Consider the following 17,448-nt stretch of genomic DNA (forward strand, 5'->3'; position numbering starts at 1 on the left):
CGGCGCACCCTACCTGGTCAGCTCCGTCGCTCTAGCCAGACAACTTGAGTCGTATGTAGTCGCCCAGCGGTGGATGCAGCTCTGCATCGAGCGCCAAGCAATCACCGATGCCGGTGCGCGTTCAAGCCTTGTAAATCATCAACTCATACGAGTGACGGTGGAGTTTTTTGCCCGCACTTGCCCCACCGTAGGGTGCGCCATGCGCACCGATCGCAAGATCAGCCCCGGCGCCTCGCTCAACCCGTGGTGCGCACGGCGCACCCTACCTGGTCAGCTCCGTCGCTCTAGCCAGACAAATTGACCCAAGGACGCGGTTTCCCACGTTCAAATGCGTGAATCCGTATCCGTCCTTGTCACCAGGCCACCTCTGTTGAAGCAGTTTGGGGGAGCCTTTTATGGTGTTCTGCTCGGTGCTGCCGTTGGCCGGGTTACTCCGCATCAGGTTTCAGGTCTGACGCGGAGTGGTGGGGAGGGGGCTCAGGCCACCGGAAAGAACAGGCTGGGGTCCACATGGAAGCGACGTGACAGGGCCTGGATGTCCGCGCTGCTCAGGGTGCGCTTGCCGTTGAGGGTGCGCGAGACCACGGACTTGTCGCCGATCTCCGGCAGGTCGGAGCCGGTGAGGTGGTTCTGCGCCATGAGGAACTTGAGCATCTGCACGCCGGTGATGGCTTCGACTCCGGCGTTAAGTTCGGCGAACTGAGGCGCGCTGTCCTCGTAGCGTTTGATGGCGCGGCAGAGCTGGTCGACCAGGCGCTCGATTTCCGGGGTTTCTTCGGTGTTCTCGGTGAGTTCGTCCAGCAGGGCCAGGGCGCGGTCGTACTCGGCTTCGCTGGTGATGGTCTGGATGATGGTGCCGCCGGCGCGCTCCAGGCTGCGCTGGAATTCCTTCAGGCGCTCTGCCAGTTCGTGGATGCCGGCAGTCGGCGCGTGGTCGATTGCAACTGCGCTCATGGCATGACTCCTGTGTTCTTGGGGTTTCGGTACCACTTGTTGGCCTTGTCGTACTCGGCGTGATTGAAGATGTGTTTGACGAAAACCCGTTGTTTCTCGAAATCGATCGCGGCGATCAGGCGCAGTTCGTTGCTGCCTATATCGATCACCCACCAGCCGCGTCGGTCGGTGAAGTTGTCCAGCGATGACAAGGTCGCCTTGAGCTCCAGCGAGGTGCGGGCGGTGGACTTGTCCAGGACCTTATAGATTTCCATGATGCTCGTTGCCTTCACGGGGTACTGCGCACATGCGTCGGCAAAGGCTTTCTTCTTGAAAACGTGCATGTCCGTCCTTGTTGACGTTTTAGCAACCCTGGGGGTTGGTTGCTAATTTGTCAACTTGGGTCAGCCGTTGTCGCCTCGCCCTTTTCTCGCGAAACGCCGCCCGTCCCCTTTTCCTTTGGCAGCAAGCCGAAAAAGTTGGAATGGAAACGAGGTTCAGCGGGTCCATGAATAAATGAGGCTCGCGGTAGCGAGTTCATGACAGGCGCGGGAACTCGGAAGCCGTTCCGGCCAGCCTGGGAGGGCCGGTGTTTGGCGACCGAGTGTTTTTCCCGCTTCAAGCATTTCAGGATCGATCGTCAGTGGAGATTGGTATGGCTACTTGGACCATCCACTACCGCAAGAACTACAACACCAACGCGCTGGACATGAAGGCCGACCACAAGCCGAGCATGGAGGAGGTGGTGCGGCATCTGCTGCAATGGGCTCACGGCCATCTGAAAAAAGGCGAATTCGGTGACAGTCAGGACAAGCTCAGCAACGAGCCGGCGGAACTGTTGCTGTGTCAGTACGGCATCACCGTTACCGGTATCGTGAAGGCCTGAACGCCGGCTTGATGCTCGTTCGAATCGCCGCGCAGTCGTGCGGCTATCTGGTCGTCGCCCTGACGTCACTCTCCATCGCGGTCAGCGCCCGCCGGCACCGCCGCGCGAGCGCTCGGAGTTCTCTACCAGTACCGCTTCGGCCAGCAGGTTCAGGCGTTGCCACAGGGCTGGGGAAATCTCCATTCCATGCTCCAGGGCCTGTTCACGAGCCTGGCTGAACTGCGCCGGGGTGATGCATCGTTCCTTCCCGGTCGGCCTCGACCTCCAGTATTGGTTGTGGCTGAGCCGGTGGGCCCATATGCGGCCGCCTGATGGCCCCGCCACTCCGGTCCATTCCGGGCCGGTCTTCCCGCTCGCCGACTCTTCCGGCAGCGACCTCACCTATGCTTGATCCCAGTGCGAGCGCCTTTCCGCCACGAGCGGTGGGGCGCTTGCACATCCCTCGTATGCTTGGCCCGCCCCTTGGGAGTCTGTAATGGAATGGCTGCTTGGCCCGGAAATCTGGGTCGCCTTCTTCACCCTGACCGCCCTGGAAATCGTCCTCGGCATCGACAACATCATCATGATCGCCATCCTCGTGGGGCGCATGCCGCCGCACCTGCAGGCGCGCACCCGCTTCTTTGGCCTGGCGCTGGCGATGGTCACCCGCATCCTGCTGCTGCTCTCCATCACGTGGATCATGCGGCTTACCACCGACCTGTTCGAACTGTTCGGCCAGGGCATCTCCGGCCGTGACCTGATCCTCTTCTTTGGTGGCCTGTTCCTGCTGTGGAAGAGCAGCACCGAGATGTACCGCGGCCTGGAAGGCGAGGACGAAGTAGCCGATGAACCCAGAAGCATGGCTGGCGGATTCATTGGCACCATCATCCAGATCGCCCTCATCGATATCGTGTTCTCCCTGGATTCGGTGATCACTGCCGTCGGCATGGTCTCCAACGTGCCGGTGATGGTCGCCGCGATCATCGTCGCCGTGCTGGTGATGATGCTGGCCGCCGGCACCATCAGCAGCTTCATCGACCGCCATCCGAGCCTGAAGATGCTGGCGCTGTCATTCCTGGTGGTGGTCGGCACGGTGCTGATCGCCGAAGCCTTCGACGTCCATGTGCCCAAGGGTTACGTCTACTTCGCCATGGCCTTCTCCCTGGCCGTGGAGGCGCTGAACATCCGCATGCGCACCGTGCGCGGGCGCAAGGAGGTGGAGTCGGTGAAGGACGTTACGAACTGACAGGCGACCAATGCAATGTCGGCGGCAGGCGCAGTGGGGCTGGACTAGGCGATGAACGCTGCTCGCAAGGCCCTCGCTCACTGAGGATCATTTTCAGGCGGTTGTAACTCCAGGGTTGGCGCTGAGCGCGGCGGAGCCCCACAGGCGGCACTTGATCTTGCCTTGGGTGGGACCTCGCAGGTTTGGTGCCATCTCGCGTCCAGGATCGGGGAGGACTGTATGAGCGAGCTCTGCTCCATGTCCACGTTGGATTTGCCTTTCGGCTCTCAGCTATTGGGCTCCACTTCGGATTGGTCATTCCATCTCGAAAGGCGACGCAGGTTAACGATCTGCAGCATGGCGCCGAAGGCAGCCACTGCTCCCGCTGCGACTACCAGAGACCAGATGGGGAGCTGCAGAAGCAGCATGAATCCGCCTGCCGCGGCGCCGATGGCGCTGCCGAGGTAGAGGGCCGATTCGTTAAGAGCGATGGCGAGGTTTGCATCCCCCTGCGCTTGGCGGACCTGTATCAGTTCGTTGTTCTGCGGCACTTGAAGCGCCCAGCCCACCGCTCCCCACAGGGCGATGGGCAGCATGACCAACCACTTACTGATTGCAGCGGAAAACGGTAGCGCGAAGAGCGAGCCGGCAAGAATCAGCATAATGGCGAACGTCAGTCTCGGGCCTTTGATTCGATCCACTAGCGGGCCGATGAGGAAGCTTCCGAGCACACCGCCAATGCCCCAAACCCACAGGAACGGTGTCACGGAGCGAACGCCGCCATACTCGGCAGTCGCGAGCAATGGCGCGATGAAGGTGTACATGCCCAGGCTGGCGATTGCGCCCAGCAGCGACACTAGGAGAATCGCGACGACATGGCCGTCTGCCAGGATTGCCAGTTTCTCCCTCACTGAAGTGGCGGCTGCGGCTGGTAGCGCGGGTAGTTTCAGCAGCAGACCGACCAGAGCAATGAAGCCAAGGGCGGTAACCAGCCACAAGGCAGCCTGCCAGCCGAACTGTCCGGCAATCAGCAAACTGAGCGGCACACCCAGCACAACACCACTGGCCATGCCTCCCATGATGATCGCAATGGCCTTGCCGCGATGATCGGGTCTACACATCGCGGCCGATGCTCCAATACCCATGGCAAGGTAGACGCCGGCGCCTATGCCAGCGACTGCCCTCCAGGTCACTAGGGTCGTAAAACTCTCGGCGAGCGCACTTGCGGCGTTGGCGATGACGAACAAGGTCAGCGCTACAAGCAACCCCCAGCGCTGGTTATCTGCAGGCAGCAGGGCAACAAAGATGGGCGAGCCGATTCCATAAGCGAGAGTGAATGCGGTGACCAGTTGAGCGGCCACTGCAACGGGGACGGAGAACGCCGCTTCGATCATCGGAATCAACCCAGCAGTGACATAGGACGCCATGCCCAGGGCGAAGGCGCCCAAGGCGATCAGGTAGATGGAAGATGGGGTATGGGCATGCATGTTCATTGCTCTCCGGTTGCTTCGCATGGGGAAGGGGGGGTGGACTCGCGTCAGGGCCACTTCCGATTCGGGAGTGGCATTCAGGGCCCGTTTAGCCAGGAACAGTCATTCTTCTGCGGATTTATGGGGGTTACAATTTGGTTGCTTATGCTATTACTGGAGGTAATCGGATGAGCGCTTCACGCCCTCTCGAACGAACGCGGATGGAGTTGGCCGAGTTCCTGCGTAGTCGCCGGGAGCGCATCGGGCCGGAAGAGGTGGGATTGCCCGCAGGCAGTCGTCGGCGCACACCTGGGCTGCGTCGCGAGGAAGTGGCGGCATTGGCTGGCGTCGGCCTGTCCTGGTACACCTGGCTGGAGCAGGGGCGGGATATCAGCGTATCGGCAACGTTCCTCGACAACCTTTCGCGTGCACTCAAGCTGGATGCCACCGAACGCCGGCACCTGTTTCTGCTTGCTCATCAACGTCTGCCGCCTGAGCCCGGCAAGACCTGGTGCATAGTGCCGCCGCTAGTGCATCGCCTGTTGGCGGACTTGCCAACGCGCCCGGCCTACGTGCTGAATCTGCGCTGGGATGTGCTGGCCTGGAACAACGCGGCGGATCGGGTATTTGGTTTCTCCGCTCAACTAGCGGAGCGGCGCAACTTGCTCTGGATGCTGTTCGCCGACCCGGCGATGCGTACGTTGTTCGCTCCCTGGGAAGAGCAAGCGCGGCAGATTCTGTCGAGCTTCAGGCGGGACTTCGTGCGGGCCACCCAGGACCCGAGCATTGCAGCACTAGTGAGAGACCTCGAAAGGATTGATCCCGATTTCAATGGGTGGTGGCAGCAGCAGGATATCCATGGTCAGTGCCAAGGCATTCGCCATATTCACCTTGGAGAGATAGGAGACGTGGTTTTCCAGCACACCACTATGACCATCGACGAGGATCGTCACCTGCGGCTGGTCTACTACGCAGCGCAGGAGGGGAAGCCTGAGAGCTGCCTGTTCGAGCAATGGCTGCAGCGAGAGTCCGAGTAAGTGTAAGGAGTGCGAGGCGAGTTGGATCAGGATCTGCTCAACCCCGACTATCCGTGAATCCTGTCGGAAATGGATTGGGTAGTTTGCGCATCGCTAAAAATGGTCACCCGCAGAGACCATATTTGATCTCGCGAAACCTGGTCCAAGCGTTTCGAGGGGGATCACGGGAAAGGGACCCTTTTGGTCGTCCTCTTTTGGTCATGACAGCTACCACGGATAACCGCTTTGGTGGTGACCGGGAGACTGCTTAGCTTTCGGGTATGAGGTCAGCGGTCGTTTTCGCCTGGCCATCTAATTTGGTAACGGGTACTGCGCCCTCCGCCAGCCAGGCGGGTCAGGCAGCCCTTGGCAAGCAGGTCGCCCAGGTGACGTGTGGCGGTGGCCTTGGAGACCTGGGCCACCGCCTGGTATTGAGCGGCGCTGATACCCTCTTCGAAGCCGCGCTCGCCACCATCGAGCAGGCGATTGAGTACCTTGATCTGCTCCGCTGATAGCTGGCTTTCACGATGGGTCTGCCAGAAGCGTGCCTTGGCCAAGACACGGTCGATATGGATCAAGGCCTGTTCCAGGCTGCGCAGCAGGGTCCGCAGGAACCATTCGAGCCAGGCGGTGATGTCCAGTCCGCCTTTCTGGCTGTTTTCCAGGATGCGGTAGTAGCCGGTGCGGTCCTTGAGGATGCTGGCGGACATGGCATGGAAGCGAATGGACTGCCGGTCGCCCTGGGCGAGCGCGAGGTCCGTAATGGCGCGGGTCAGCCGGCCATTGCCATCGTCGAAGGGGTGCAGGGTGACAAACCAGAAATGGGCGATTCCGGCCCGTAGCAGCGGATCGAAACCGACATCCTGTTGGTAGGCGTTGAACCACTGCAGAAAAGCGTCGAGTTGCTGTTCCAGCCCTTCCCTTGGTGGCGCCTCGAAATGCACGGTGGGCCGATCGAGTCGGCCCGATACCACCTGCATTGGCTCGTCGCCACGCAGTTGCCCCATGCGGATAGGATTCGGTAGCGCTCTATCATCTATGGGAAACAGCCAGCGATGCCAGGCGAAGAGACGTTCCATGCTGAGCGGCGGGTCAAGGTTGCGGGTGGCATCGAGCTGCAGTTCGGCTAGCCCTTCGCTGCGTTCATTGGGGCGGCCTTCAGCGGCCAGACCGAGGCGACGGGCGAGGGAAGAGCGTACGGAGCCGACATTGAGTTGTTCGCCCTCGATTGCCGAAGAGGTCACGATGTTCTGCAGCAGGGCATCCAGGTTGTTCTGGGCTTCGGTATTGGCGTCCACCGCGACGGTCATGCCGATCAGGCGGCCCTGGGCCTGGGCGCAAGCGCGCAGCAAGGATGCCAGGCGCTCGGCATCCCAGCGAAAGCTTGGCCAGTCGGGTTGCTGCCAGATCCAGAATGCGTCTTGCATGGTTGTCTCAACTGGCGGTGAGCCGAATAACCCATTTATTCGGCTCATATGATGAGCCGATTATGCCGGCTAATCGGCTCATCAGCCAGTTATGCTGAATCCATTGCCATCCTTTTTTCTGTTGCACCGGCGGTGTGATCAGCTGCAAGGCGCGTTATGGGTGCACTCCGAGCGAAGTGCGCAAGTCCCCCTCTTGTGGGCAGCCTGAGTGCGAATAAGGGCGGAGTAGGGGCGTACTCTATCTGTTGAGCCGGAGTTCGTTCTGGAGGACAGAGGAGGGGGTAGCCTGATGCGCAGCCCGAATGCCAATTTGCTCCTGCTGGGGCTGATTGTTGCAGTGGTGGTATTCCTGGCCGCACAGGCATTTTCCGAACGCCTTTTCCTGCTATTTCTGCCGCTGGTTTTCATCGGCGGTGCATGGTGGAAATGGCCGACCAAACGGGGTTGAGCAGAAGCGTCAGCTGGCGGCGCACGGGATTTCCAATGTTTGCATCGGGGGGCAGGGCCGCTGTTCCCGAGTTGATCCGATAACGGGGCTGCGGCCAGGTCCAACCAGGCGGGACCGGTGATGATGAGCCGAACAAGTCGCCTAGTGAGTCTTGTCGGTCGATGGGATGGCTAGCTGAACTGGGCGAGCAGGTGTTCCTTGAATATCTCGAGTACCTCGCTGGCCTCTCTGTTCTTCGCTGTCGCGAGGTGAAAGCTGACGTCGTAACTCAATTCCTCTGGCAGAAGCTTGCGCAGCTTTCCGGCGGATTCCCACGGCTCCGCGATGTGTTCGGGCAGGAAGCTGATGTGTGCGCCGGAGAGCGTGAAAATCAGGTCGGCATCCGCTTGTTCCGAGACTGCGGTCTGCCGCTTGCTTCGCAGCCGGGAGCCGACGGAGTTGGTTTTGTAGAGGTGGGCGACCTTGTTCGCGGTTGTCAGGTCGTCGAGGTTGACCGACTTTTTTGCGAAGAGGGGATGCTGCGTTCCACAGAACAGCGCCTGCTTCTCGACGAATAGCGGCTCGTAGTTCAGGCCCGCCTGGTCCTCCGAGAAGTAGCCGATTGCGAGCTGGATCTCGTTGTTGAGCAGCTGCCGCTCCAGTTCGGCTGGCGTCACGGAAATTATTTCGATGATGACTTCCGGGGCGCGCCGGCGAAAGTTGCCAACGGCTCTGGCAATGGACTCGATCACCGCAGGGGCCAGCAGCTCGGATATCCCGATATGGAGTTCGCCAAGCAGGACTTGCGAAACGTCCTGGGTTTCACGGGTGAAGGCATTCAGCGCCTCCAGCAGGCGCTTGGCTGACTGCAGTACCCGTTCGCCCTTTGGTGTCAGGCGAAAGCCGCTTTTCCCTCTCTCGCAAAGGCGAAACCCCAGACGGGTCTCGAGCTTGGACATCTGTGTGCTGATGGTGGACTGGGCGATTCCGAGTTTGCCCTGAGCCGCACTGAAGCCTCCGTTCTCGACGATGGTCACGAAAATCCGCAGCAGCTGCAGGTCCATATCCCTGAGTTGAGTGAGCATGGCGATACATCACGATTGGTTAATGTCAGATTAGGATATTTCATATTTTACGTTGTATGTAGGCGCTGCAGAATTCGCCAACGACGCTCCAGGGCGTCTGCCGAATGTCTCTTCTGAGGTGCAAGACCGATGAGTCAAAACGATCTGGCATTTACCCGCTCCAGCCTGCACGGAACTCAGGCCGAGAGCACCTTTGCCGGTGCCACGAGCTTCATGCGTCGACGCTACAGCCGCGATCTCAGCGGTGTGGATCTGGCGATCACGGGGGTGCCCTTCGACACGGCGACTACCCACCGCCCCGGAACGCGCTTCGGACCCAGGGGGCTTCGAACTGCCTCGACGGGGATTGCCTGGGCGCGCCATTGGCCGTGGGAGTTCGATCCGTTCGAGGTTCTGGCTGCTGTCGATTATGGCGATTGCGCCTTTGATTCAGGGATGCCGGAGTCGGTGCCGGCGGCCATCGAGCGGCACGCGGACGAGATACTGAAAAGCGGATGCGGAATGCTGACTCTGGGTGGCGATCATTTCATCACCTACCCGTTGCTGAAAGCGCACGCCAAGGTACATGGCCCCTTGTCGCTCGTGCACTTCGACGCTCATACCGACACCTGGCCGGACCATGAAGCCAAGAGAATCGAGCATGGGACGATGTTCTATCACGCGGTCAGAGAAGGGCTCGTCGCTCCGGAGCGTTCGATTCAGGTCGGGATACGTACGACCAATGACGACCCAATGGGGTTCGACATCGTCGATGCCCGCAGGGTGCATGAAGCGTCGCCAGTGAAGATCGCCAGGCAAATTCGCCAGCGCGTTGGCGATCATCCTGTCTACTTGACCTTCGACATCGACTGCCTGGACCCGGCCTTTGCTCCGGGTACCGGAACGCCAGTCGCGGGTGGCCTGTCGAGCTACCAGGCCCTGGAGATTCTTCGGGAGCTCAGGGGTATCAATATCATCGGGATGGACCTGGTCGAAGTCTCGCCGCCGTATGACCACGCGGAAATGACCGCCCTCGCAGGTGCAACGCTCGCGATGGAAATGGTTTGTCTCTACGCCTGGCGGCACAAGTGCATGAAGCGCTGACAAGGCAAAGCTTGCGGACTTGTTCGAATCGCGAATTCACGAGCCTGGTGCGTGGCGCTGATGGGCGATGCGCTGGGTGGTTGGTTGCACTCGCCGCATACCCGTTGCGGGTGCCGGGTTTTGATGTTCATGGATAACCAGGGTGAAACATGCCTCATAACAGGTTGAGAACGAGTCCTGTGGACGGTACTGCTTACGATCCACAGAAGCGCCCACGCTTCAATGAGATTGCGACTTTCATGCGGGCGCCTTTGGCTGAAAGTCTGGACGACATCGATATCGGCTTGATCGGCGTGCCATTCGATGGCGGAACCTCATTCAGGCCCGGTGCGCGCCTGGGACCACGCGGTATTCGCCAGCAGTCCTGTCTGATGCGGACCCGCAATCACGCCACTGGCGTCGCTCCATTCGAAGCTTGCCGTATAAAGGACCTTGGCGATGTGTTCATCGAGAAGATGTATGACATCGAAAGCGCCCATGCCTGCATCGAGCGGTACTACCAGGAGGTGTGTGCGAAAAACATCGTCCCGCTGACCGTCGGCGGCGACCATTCCATTACCTATCCCATCTTCAAGGCGCTGGCGAAGCGCGCTCCGATCGGGATGATCCATATCGATGCGCATACCGATACGTGGGATAGCCTCTACGGTTCGAAGTTCTTCCACGGCGCCCCCTTCAGGAGAGCGGTGGAGGACGGCCTGCTCGATCCGCGACGCACCATCCAGATAGGCATTCGTGGGTCCGAGCATTCGGGAACGCCAAACTTCAGCCTTGAATGCGGCATGCGCGTGATCTTCATCGAAGAGTTCGACGAGCTCGGGGTGGAGGGCGTGCTGCAGGAAGTGCGGCGCGTGGTAGGCGACGGACCAACCTACATTTCATTCGATGTCGATGGACTCGACCCGGCATTCGCTCCGGGTACCGGAACGCCGGAGGCTGGTGGAATCTCCATGCGTGAGGCCTTGCGGCTGATCAAGGGGCTGCGGGGGCTCAACCTGATTGGGGGCGACATAGTCGAGGTCGCGCCGGACCTGGATCCGACAGGCATTACCGCGCTCAACGCGGCGACGCTGATGTTCGAGATGCTCTGCGTACTGGCGGAATCCTGCGCGGAGGCTCGGCTGAAGGCTTGATGCTGCGCTGGGAAGGTCGCCACCTATGGTAAGCAGTCAACGAAAGGGAACGCCCATTGACGCCAGCATTTCTGCAGCGCGCCAATTTTCAAGATGAGTAGGTAACGGAGTGAGCACCAGAACTTACCGCAAGGCTGCCCCCGGAGACGCTCCGGCGTGCATCGATATACGTGCCCGAACCCGGGAAAACGCCTTCTCCGAAGAGCAACTGAGGGAGCTGGGAATTACCGTCGAAAGCTGGAGCGAAGGGATTCGGGACGGCAGTCTCCCAGGGTATGTCTGCTGTATGGACGATCGAATGATCGGCTACTGCTTCGGTGATAGGGATACCGGGGAAATCGTAGTGCTGGCGCTACTTCCTGAATACGAAGGGAAGGGGATAGGCAGGGCGCTGCTGCAGTTGGTGGTGGATGACTTCAGGGCGGCAGGATTCTCGAGGCTCTTTCTCGGGTGCTCGACCGATGCAGCAGTTCGTTCCTACGGCTTCTATCGGCATCTGGGCTGGGTCTCTACTGGGGAACTGGACGATGCCGGCGACGAAATCCTGGAGATTCGACTGGGGTAGGTGCAGCTGATCGGGGTGAACCATGACGATTGGGAGGCCTCGTTCAACCTGCCGATGGCTTTCCCATGCGGGAGATGGCCGCCGAAACAATGTCGGTCAGTTGCTCGACAAGCTGTTGGGTGGGCAGGTCCCTATCGCCTTCGTCCCAGGTCGGAATGCTCTCCAGCATGCCGATTATCCCGTTCGCCAGAAATTTCAGCCTTGCCTCGTCAAGCGTCGTTTTGTGGCATTCCATCTTGATTATCGTTTTGAGGCTGCTTGCATAGGTACTTCTGAGCGCCGACAGTCGCTGGCGCTGCTCGGGGGAAAGGTTGCTTCGCTCTCGAATGAACAGCAGTACCTTTTTCTTTTCGCTGGCCTGGAACTCGACGAAAGCGCTGATGAAGGCGTGCAGCCCTGATTGCTTGCCCCTGACGCGTCTCAGGCTGTAATGGGTGCTGCTGATCAGGTCGCTCATGCAGTCTTCCATGAGCTCGAACAGCAGGCTCTGCTTGTCCTCGATGTGGTTGTACAGCGACCCTGCCTGGACGCCGAGGCGCGCGGCCAGGTCGCGCAGGCTTGTCGATTGATATCCATTTTCCGTGAATAGATCCAGCGCGGCCTGGCGCAAGCGGTCGTGCGTACTGGCTCGATTCTGTGCGGTGCGGGCGATGTTCATGCGGCTTTCATCTGGGGTGTGCTTGGGTGTTACAGACATGGGCACGATTCCGGTGAGCCTCACTCCGCATGGGAGCGAGGCACACCCGCCGGCAATGTTCAGCGATGTCCCTGGGAGGCCATTTCGGCAGGGGATACCAGGCCGGTTGGGATATCGCGAAGACCGCGGCGCGCCAAGGGGTAGTAGAGGATGGCCGGAATGATCAGGCCGACCAGCCACGAGATATCGGTTTCACCCAGGTGCGCGACCAGGGGGCCGGTGTAGAAGCCGGTGGCGATGAAGGGCATCTGCACGATCACGCCGAACAGGTAGACGCCGATGCCGATCCAGTTCCAGCGGCCATAACGGCCATCCGGATCCGCCAGTGCCGGGATGTCATAACGCTCCTTGGTGATGAAGTAGTAGTCGACCAGGTTGATGGCGCTCCAGGGCGTGAAGAAGGCCAGCAGGAACAGCAGGAACGACTTGAACGCGCTGAGGAAGGAGTGTTGGCCGATCAGCGCCAGGGTCGTGGAGACGCCGACGATGCACAGGACGAAGAGCAGGCGCTGGGCATGGGAGACCTTCAGGTTGCCGCGAAGGCCGCTGATGATGGTCGCGATGCACATGAAGCTGCCGTAGGCATTGAGCGTGGCGATGGTCACCTTGCCGAACGCCACACTGAAGAACAGCAAGCCAGCCATCACACCGCTGGCCCCCAGCCCGACTATGTAGGCGACCTCATGGCCCGAGAACGCATCGCCAGCCAGCGCGGCGGCGAAGACGCCGAGCACCATGGAGGTCTGCGAGCCGATGATGGAGCCCAGGCCGACGGCGAGGAATGTCCTGAAAGGCGATGTGCCGCTTGGCAGGTAGCGCGAGTAGTCCGCCACGTAGGGACCGAATGCGATCTGCCACGACGCCGACAGGGACACCGCCAGGAGGAAGGTGCTCCAGCTGAAGTGCCGGTTGTCTAGCAAGGTGCCGATATCGTTGACCGAGAGCAGGCGTACGAACAGGTAGGCGAAAGCGACTATTCCGACCACGCTGGCGACACGCCCGAGTGAGTGGATCACCCGATATCCGCAGAAGGTCAGGACGACGATCACGCCGGCGAAGATGAGGATGCCGGTCGTGTCGCTGACATTGGCCATCTGGCCGATGGCCTGGCCGGCGAGCACGGTGCCGGTGGCATTGAAGCCGATGTACATGAGGCAGACCAGTACCAGCGGTATCACCGCGCCGAGCACGCCGAACTGCACGCGGCTGGAGATCATCTGCGGCAGGCCGAGCTTCGGCCCTTGTGCGCCGTGCAGGGCCATGACGATGCCGCCGAACACCTGGCCGATCAGCAGACCGATCAGGGACCAGAACACGTCACCGCCCAGCACGACGGCCAAGGCACCGGTCACTATCGCGGTGATCTGGAGGTTGGCGCCGAACCATAGGGTGAACTGACTGAATAACCGGCCGTGGCGCTCAGATTCGGGGATGTAATCGATGGAGCGAGTTTCGATAAGGGACTTACCAGCCATGAGGTTCTCCTCGTGCGGCGCCATTGGCGATGGCGCCGGTATTGTTGTTATGCATAGCTATTCCCTGCGGGCCTGGATGGCGGGTGCCGTCCAGGCCGCTTTCGCTTACTTGCGGGCAGCGTCCAGTACGGCGCGAGAGATGATGATCTTCTGGACTTCGGAGGTGCCTTCGAAAATCCTCAGGATCCGGGCATCGCGAACGAAGCGCTCCAAGGGCAGGTCGCGGATGTAGCCGTAGCCTCCGTGCAGCTGCAGGGCCGCGTCGGTGATGAAGCCAGCCGCTTCGGCAGCGAAGAGTTTTGCGGTGGCCGATTCGAGGCTGAAGCGTTCGCCACTGTCACGGCGTACCGCTGCCTGCATGGTCAGCAGGCGTGCCGCTTCGAGTTGGGTGTACATGTCGGCCAGGCGCCATTGGGTGCCCTGGTAGGCCGCCAGCGGCTTGGGCCCGATCTGGCGCTCGTCGACCCACTTGAGGCTGTACTCCATGGCGGCGCGGGCGATGCCCAGGGACATGGCGGCCACCTCGACCCGGCCGCGGTCCAGCACTTCCATGGCGGTGCGGAAGCCTTGTCCTTCCTCACCCAGCAGCGCCGATTCAGGCAGCCAGCAATCCAGCGCCAGCTCATAGATGGTGCTGGCGCGCAGGCCCATGGTCTTTTCCGGATTGGAGAAGGTCACACCAGCGGTGCCTTTCGGGATCATGAAGGCGCTGATGCCACGGTGCCCGGCATCGGCGTCGGTCTTGGCGTACAAGACGATGAAGTCGGCCTCACGGGCGTTGGTGATGTAGTGCTTGCTACCACGGATGCGCCAGCCGAAGTCTTCCCGCACGGCGCGGGTGCGCATGTCGGCGGGGTTGGAGCCGGCGGCCGGTTCGGTCAGGCCGAAGGCGCCCAGCAACTCGCCGGTGGCGGCGCGTGGCAGCCATTCCTGGCGTTGTTCTTCGGTGCCGCCGATGAGGATGGAGTCGGTGGCGAGGAAGTGCGCCGTCAGGGCCGAAGCCGTGGAGGCGCACGCCGCCGCGACCGCTTCGACGACACGGCTCATGGCGAGGCTGCCGACGCCGAAACCACCGTAGGTCTCCGGCAGATTGATGCCCATGAAGCCCAGGTCGCCCAAGGCTTTCAGGCTATCCCCGCAGAAGGCTTCGGCTTCGTCGTAGCCTTGGGCGTTGGCCTGGAGCACGTCCCGGGAGACCCGCTCGGCGGACTCGACAACGGCCAGTTCAGTGGAATCGAGCTCAAAGTTCATGGGTGTCTCCGTGATGGTTCAGGCCAAAGAGGGCGTTCGCTTCGCCAAGGCGCGGGGCGCGCACCGCGGCAAGGGGTTTGCTGCCGTTGAAAAAGACCGGTTGGGGCACGAGCGGGGGGCGGTGGTCATCGGGTTGGACGAGCAGCTGTCGCGCCTGGGCTTGTTCGCAGCGGGTCGCTTCCGCCAGGTTCCAGACCGGGGAGGAGGGCACGCCGGCATCCAGCAGCAGGTCGCAGATCTGCTCGACGGTGCGGGAGCTGGTCCAGCCCTCGATCTCGCTGCGCAAGGCGCATTCGTTGGCTGTGCGCGAGGTGTCGTCGGAGAAGCGTGGATCGTCCGCAAGGGCAGGGCGCTCCATGCTTTCGCAGAAACGGCGGAACAGCTTGTCGCTCGCCACGGCGATCACCACCAGGCCGTCGGCGGCCTTGTAGGTATCGAACGGGGTCGAGACCGGGTGGCGGTTGCCCACCAGGCCTGGCGCGGTTCCCTTGGCGAACAGATTGGCGAGGCCGGTCATCTGCAGGCTGACGAGCACGTCGAACATCGCGACATCGATGTACTGCGCGCCTTCGTCCTGGCGTTCGCGGGCAAAGAGTGCCGTGCTGATCGCCCAGGCGGCGTAGACGCCGGCGCACAGGTCGCCCAAGGCTTCGCCGCTGCGGGTCGGGCCGGTTTCGGGGAAGCCGGTCACGCTCATCAGTCCGGACATGGCCTGGGCGACGATGTCGTACGCGGGGCGTTTCGACAGCGGCCCGTTCTGGCCGAAGCCGGAAATGCTGGCGTAGATCAGCCTCGGGTTGTGCGCCTTCAGCGACTCGAAGTCGATGCCCAGGCGCTGGGTCACGCCGGGGCGGAAGTTTTCGACGACCACGTCAGCGTCCGACACCAGCTGATAGAAGCGTTCCAGATCGGCGGGCACCTTGAAGTCCAGCTCCACGCTGCGCTTGCCGCGATTGATCAGGCCGAAGTAGACGCTCTCGCCATCGTCGCCGAAGGGGCCCAGGTGACGACTGTCGTCGCCATGTCCGGGCACCTCGAACTTGATGACCTCCGCGCCCAGGTCGGCCAGCATCGCCGTGCAATGCGGGCCGGCCAGCACACGGCTGAGATCGAGTACTCGAACGCCCCGCAGCGGTTGTACTGCGGGTTTCTGGTTTGGGTTTGTCATGGTCTCGGGCCTCAGCGTTTGCCGGTGATCATCGGCAGGTTCAGGCCCTGCTCATGGGCGCAGTCGATGGCGATCTGGTAACCGGCATCGGCATGGCGCATCACCCCGGTGCCCGGGTCGTTGGTCAGCACGCGGGCGATCCGCGCGGCCGCCTCGTCGGTGCCGTCGCAGACGATGACCATGCCCGAATGCTGGGAGAAGCCCATGCCCACGCCGCCGCCGTGGTGCAGCGACACCCAGGTGGCGCCGCTGGCGGTGTTCAGCAGGGCGTTGAGCAGCGGCCAGTCGGAGACGGCGTCGGAGCCGTCCTGCATGGCTTCGGTCTCGCGGTTCGGGCTGGAGACCGAGCCGGAGTCCAGGTGGTCGCGGCCGATGACGATCGGTGCGGACAGCTCGCCGCTACGGACCATTTCGTTGAAGGCCAGGCCGAGCTTGGCGCGCTGGCCCAGGCCGACCCAGCAGATCCGCGCCGGCAGGCCCTGGAAGCTGATGCGCTCGCGGGCCATGTCCAGCCAGTTGTGCAGGTGGGCGTCGTCCGGAATCAGCTCCTTGACCTTGGCGTCGGTCTTGTAGATGTCTTCGGCATTACCCGACAGCGCGGCCCAGCGGAACGGGCCGATGCCGCGGCAGAACAACGGACGGATATAGGCCGGGACGAAGCCGGGGAAGTCGAAGGCGTTGGCCACGCCTTCTTCCTTGGCCATCTGGCGGATGTTGTTGCCGTAGTCGAAGGTCGGGATGCCTTGCTTCTGGAACTCCAGCATGGCCTGCACGTGCACGGCCATGGACTGCTTGGCGGCCTTGACCACCGCGGCCGGTTCGGTCTGCGCGCGGTCGCGGTACTGCTCCCAGGTCCAGCCGATCGGCAGGTAACCATTGAGCGGGTCGTGGGCGCTGGTCTGGTCGGTGACCATGTCCGGGCGCACGCCGCGCTTGATCAGCTCCGGCAGGATCTCGGCGGCGTTGCCGAGCAGGGCGATGGAGATGGCCTTGCCTTCGCGGGTGTACTGGGCGATACGCGCCAGGGCGTCGTCGAGGTCCTTGGCCTGCTCGTCGACGTAGCGGCTGCTCAGGCGGAAGTCGATGCGGCTCTGCTGGCATTCGATGTTCAGCGAGCAGGCGCCGGCCAGGGTCGCGGCCAGCGGCTGGGCGCCGCCCATGCCGCCGAGGCCGGCGGTCAGCACCCACTTGCCCTTGAGGTTGCCGTCGTAATGCTGGCGGCCAGCCTCGACGAAGGTTTCATAGGTGCCCTGGACGATGCCCTGGCTGCCGATGTAGATCCAGCTGCCGGCGGTCATCTGGCCGTACATGGCCAGGCCCTTGGCGTCCAGTTCGTTGAAGTGTTCCCAGTTGGCCCAGTGCGGCACCAGGTTGGAGTTGGCAATCAGCACGCGCGGGGCGTTGGCGTGGGTCTTGAACACGCCGACCGGCTTGCCGGACTGCACCAGCAGGGTCTCGTCCTCGTTCAGTTCCTTCAGGGTCTCGACGATCTTGTCGTAGCACTCCCAGTTGCGTGCGGCGCGGCCGATGCCGCCGTACACCACCAGTTCCTTCGGGTTTTCCGCCACCTCGGGGTCGAGGTTGTTCATCAGCATGCGCAGCGGCGCTTCGGTCAGCCAGCTCTTGGCG

18 protein-coding genes are annotated in these 17,448 nt (G+C 61.8%); 8 read left to right on the top strand and 10 right to left on the bottom strand.

The window, feature by feature from the left end; translation table 11 throughout:
• Window positions 1-301: hypothetical protein (locus E8F12_RS10965; RefSeq protein WP_280325259.1), on the top strand; the 301-nt coding region annotated here is incomplete at its 5' end.
• A 176-nt stretch (window positions 302-477) separates the two neighbouring features.
• Here E8F12_RS10965 and E8F12_RS10970 read toward each other — a convergent pair.
• Both E8F12_RS10970 and E8F12_RS10975 read right to left on the bottom strand, forming a co-directional pair.
• On the bottom strand, window positions 478-954 hold the full coding sequence (locus tag E8F12_RS10970) for an XRE family transcriptional regulator (protein ID WP_280325260.1): 477 nt from the start codon (window positions 952-954) through the stop codon (window positions 478-480).
• The gene (locus E8F12_RS10975; RefSeq protein WP_280325261.1) at window positions 951-1,277 is read right to left on the bottom strand and encodes a type II toxin-antitoxin system HigB family toxin; all 327 of its coding nucleotides are present in this window, start codon (window positions 1,275-1,277) and stop codon (window positions 951-953) included. Before E8F12_RS10975 ends, E8F12_RS10970 begins: the two co-directional genes overlap by 4 nt.
• Before the next feature lie 311 nt (window positions 1,278-1,588).
• On the opposite strand from E8F12_RS10975, the gene E8F12_RS10980 reads away from it, so the two are divergent.
• The gene (locus E8F12_RS10980; protein WP_280325262.1) at window positions 1,589-1,819 is read left to right on the top strand and encodes a hypothetical protein; all 231 of its coding nucleotides are present in this window, start codon (window positions 1,589-1,591) and stop codon (window positions 1,817-1,819) included.
• A gap of 475 nt (window positions 1,820-2,294) precedes the next feature.
• Window positions 2,295-3,044 carry a TerC family protein gene (locus E8F12_RS10985; protein ID WP_280325263.1) on the top strand — a complete coding sequence of 250 codons (750 nt, stop codon included), beginning with the start codon at window positions 2,295-2,297 and terminating at the stop codon, window positions 3,042-3,044.
• A gap of 266 nt (window positions 3,045-3,310) precedes the next feature.
• Here the strand turns inward: E8F12_RS10985 and E8F12_RS10990 are convergent, their stop codons facing one another.
• Window positions 3,311-4,510, bottom strand: coding sequence for an MFS transporter (locus E8F12_RS10990; protein ID WP_280325274.1), 1,200 nt, complete (start codon window positions 4,508-4,510; stop codon window positions 3,311-3,313).
• A gap of 170 nt (window positions 4,511-4,680) precedes the next feature.
• Between E8F12_RS10990 and E8F12_RS10995 the strand changes: the two genes are divergently transcribed.
• Window positions 4,681-5,529, top strand: coding sequence for a helix-turn-helix transcriptional regulator (locus tag E8F12_RS10995; protein ID WP_280325264.1), 849 nt, complete (start codon window positions 4,681-4,683; stop codon window positions 5,527-5,529).
• Window positions 5,530-5,795: 266 nt separating this feature from the next.
• On the opposite strand, the gene E8F12_RS11000 is transcribed toward E8F12_RS10995, so the two are convergent.
• The gene (locus E8F12_RS11000) at window positions 5,796-6,935 is read right to left on the bottom strand and encodes a Fic family protein (RefSeq protein ID WP_280325265.1); all 1,140 of its coding nucleotides are present in this window, start codon (window positions 6,933-6,935) and stop codon (window positions 5,796-5,798) included.
• A 289-nt stretch (window positions 6,936-7,224) separates the two neighbouring features.
• Between E8F12_RS11000 and E8F12_RS11005 the strand changes: the two genes are divergently transcribed.
• Window positions 7,225-7,383 (top strand): hypothetical protein, encoded by a 159-nt coding sequence (locus tag E8F12_RS11005; protein ID WP_280325266.1) that lies wholly within the window; start codon window positions 7,225-7,227, stop codon window positions 7,381-7,383.
• Between the two features lie 170 nt (window positions 7,384-7,553).
• Here E8F12_RS11005 and E8F12_RS11010 read toward each other — a convergent pair whose 3' ends face one another.
• Complete coding sequence (locus E8F12_RS11010; RefSeq protein ID WP_280325267.1) at window positions 7,554-8,447, bottom strand: LysR family transcriptional regulator; 894 nt, start codon at window positions 8,445-8,447, stop codon at window positions 7,554-7,556.
• Window positions 8,448-8,576: 129 nt separating this feature from the next.
• On the opposite strand from E8F12_RS11010, the gene speB (E8F12_RS11015) reads away from it, so the two are divergent.
• The 3 genes from speB (E8F12_RS11015) (at window position 8,577) to E8F12_RS11025 (ending at window position 11,228) form a co-directional block, all read left to right on the top strand.
• A complete protein-coding gene (gene speB, locus E8F12_RS11015) occupies window positions 8,577-9,530 on the top strand; it encodes an agmatinase (protein ID WP_280289134.1) in 954 nt (317 codons plus the stop codon).
• Between the two features lie 239 nt (window positions 9,531-9,769).
• On the top strand, window positions 9,770-10,663 hold the full coding sequence (speB, locus tag E8F12_RS11020; protein ID WP_280325275.1) for an agmatinase: 894 nt from the start codon (window positions 9,770-9,772) through the stop codon (window positions 10,661-10,663).
• 109 nt (window positions 10,664-10,772) lie between these two features.
• Entirely contained in the window at window positions 10,773-11,228 is a 456-nt protein-coding gene (locus E8F12_RS11025; RefSeq protein ID WP_280325268.1) for a GNAT family N-acetyltransferase, read from the top strand.
• A 43-nt stretch (window positions 11,229-11,271) separates the two neighbouring features.
• On the opposite strand, the gene E8F12_RS11030 is transcribed toward E8F12_RS11025, so the two are convergent.
• From E8F12_RS11030 to hutU, 5 genes are all read right to left on the bottom strand, one after another.
• A complete protein-coding gene (locus E8F12_RS11030) occupies window positions 11,272-11,886 on the bottom strand; it encodes a TetR/AcrR family transcriptional regulator (protein ID WP_280325269.1) in 615 nt (204 codons plus the stop codon).
• A gap of 98 nt (window positions 11,887-11,984) precedes the next feature.
• Entirely contained in the window at window positions 11,985-13,400 is a 1,416-nt protein-coding gene (locus tag E8F12_RS11035) for a cytosine permease (protein ID WP_280325270.1), read from the bottom strand.
• A gap of 105 nt (window positions 13,401-13,505) precedes the next feature.
• Window positions 13,506-14,651, bottom strand: coding sequence for an acyl-CoA dehydrogenase family protein (locus E8F12_RS11040; protein WP_280325271.1), 1,146 nt, complete (start codon window positions 14,649-14,651; stop codon window positions 13,506-13,508).
• On the bottom strand, window positions 14,641-15,819 hold the full coding sequence (locus tag E8F12_RS11045) for a CoA transferase (protein WP_280325272.1): 1,179 nt from the start codon (window positions 15,817-15,819) through the stop codon (window positions 14,641-14,643). The genes E8F12_RS11040 and E8F12_RS11045 overlap by 11 nt, the downstream gene beginning before the upstream one ends.
• A gap of 11 nt (window positions 15,820-15,830) precedes the next feature.
• Window positions 15,831-17,448 (bottom strand): urocanate hydratase (gene hutU, locus E8F12_RS11050; RefSeq protein WP_280325273.1); only part of this gene is annotated, 1,618 nt, incomplete at its 5' end.

The organism is Pseudomonas sp. BN102, assembly GCF_029871245.1.
Classification (GTDB): Bacteria; Pseudomonadota; Gammaproteobacteria; order Pseudomonadales; family Pseudomonadaceae; genus Metapseudomonas.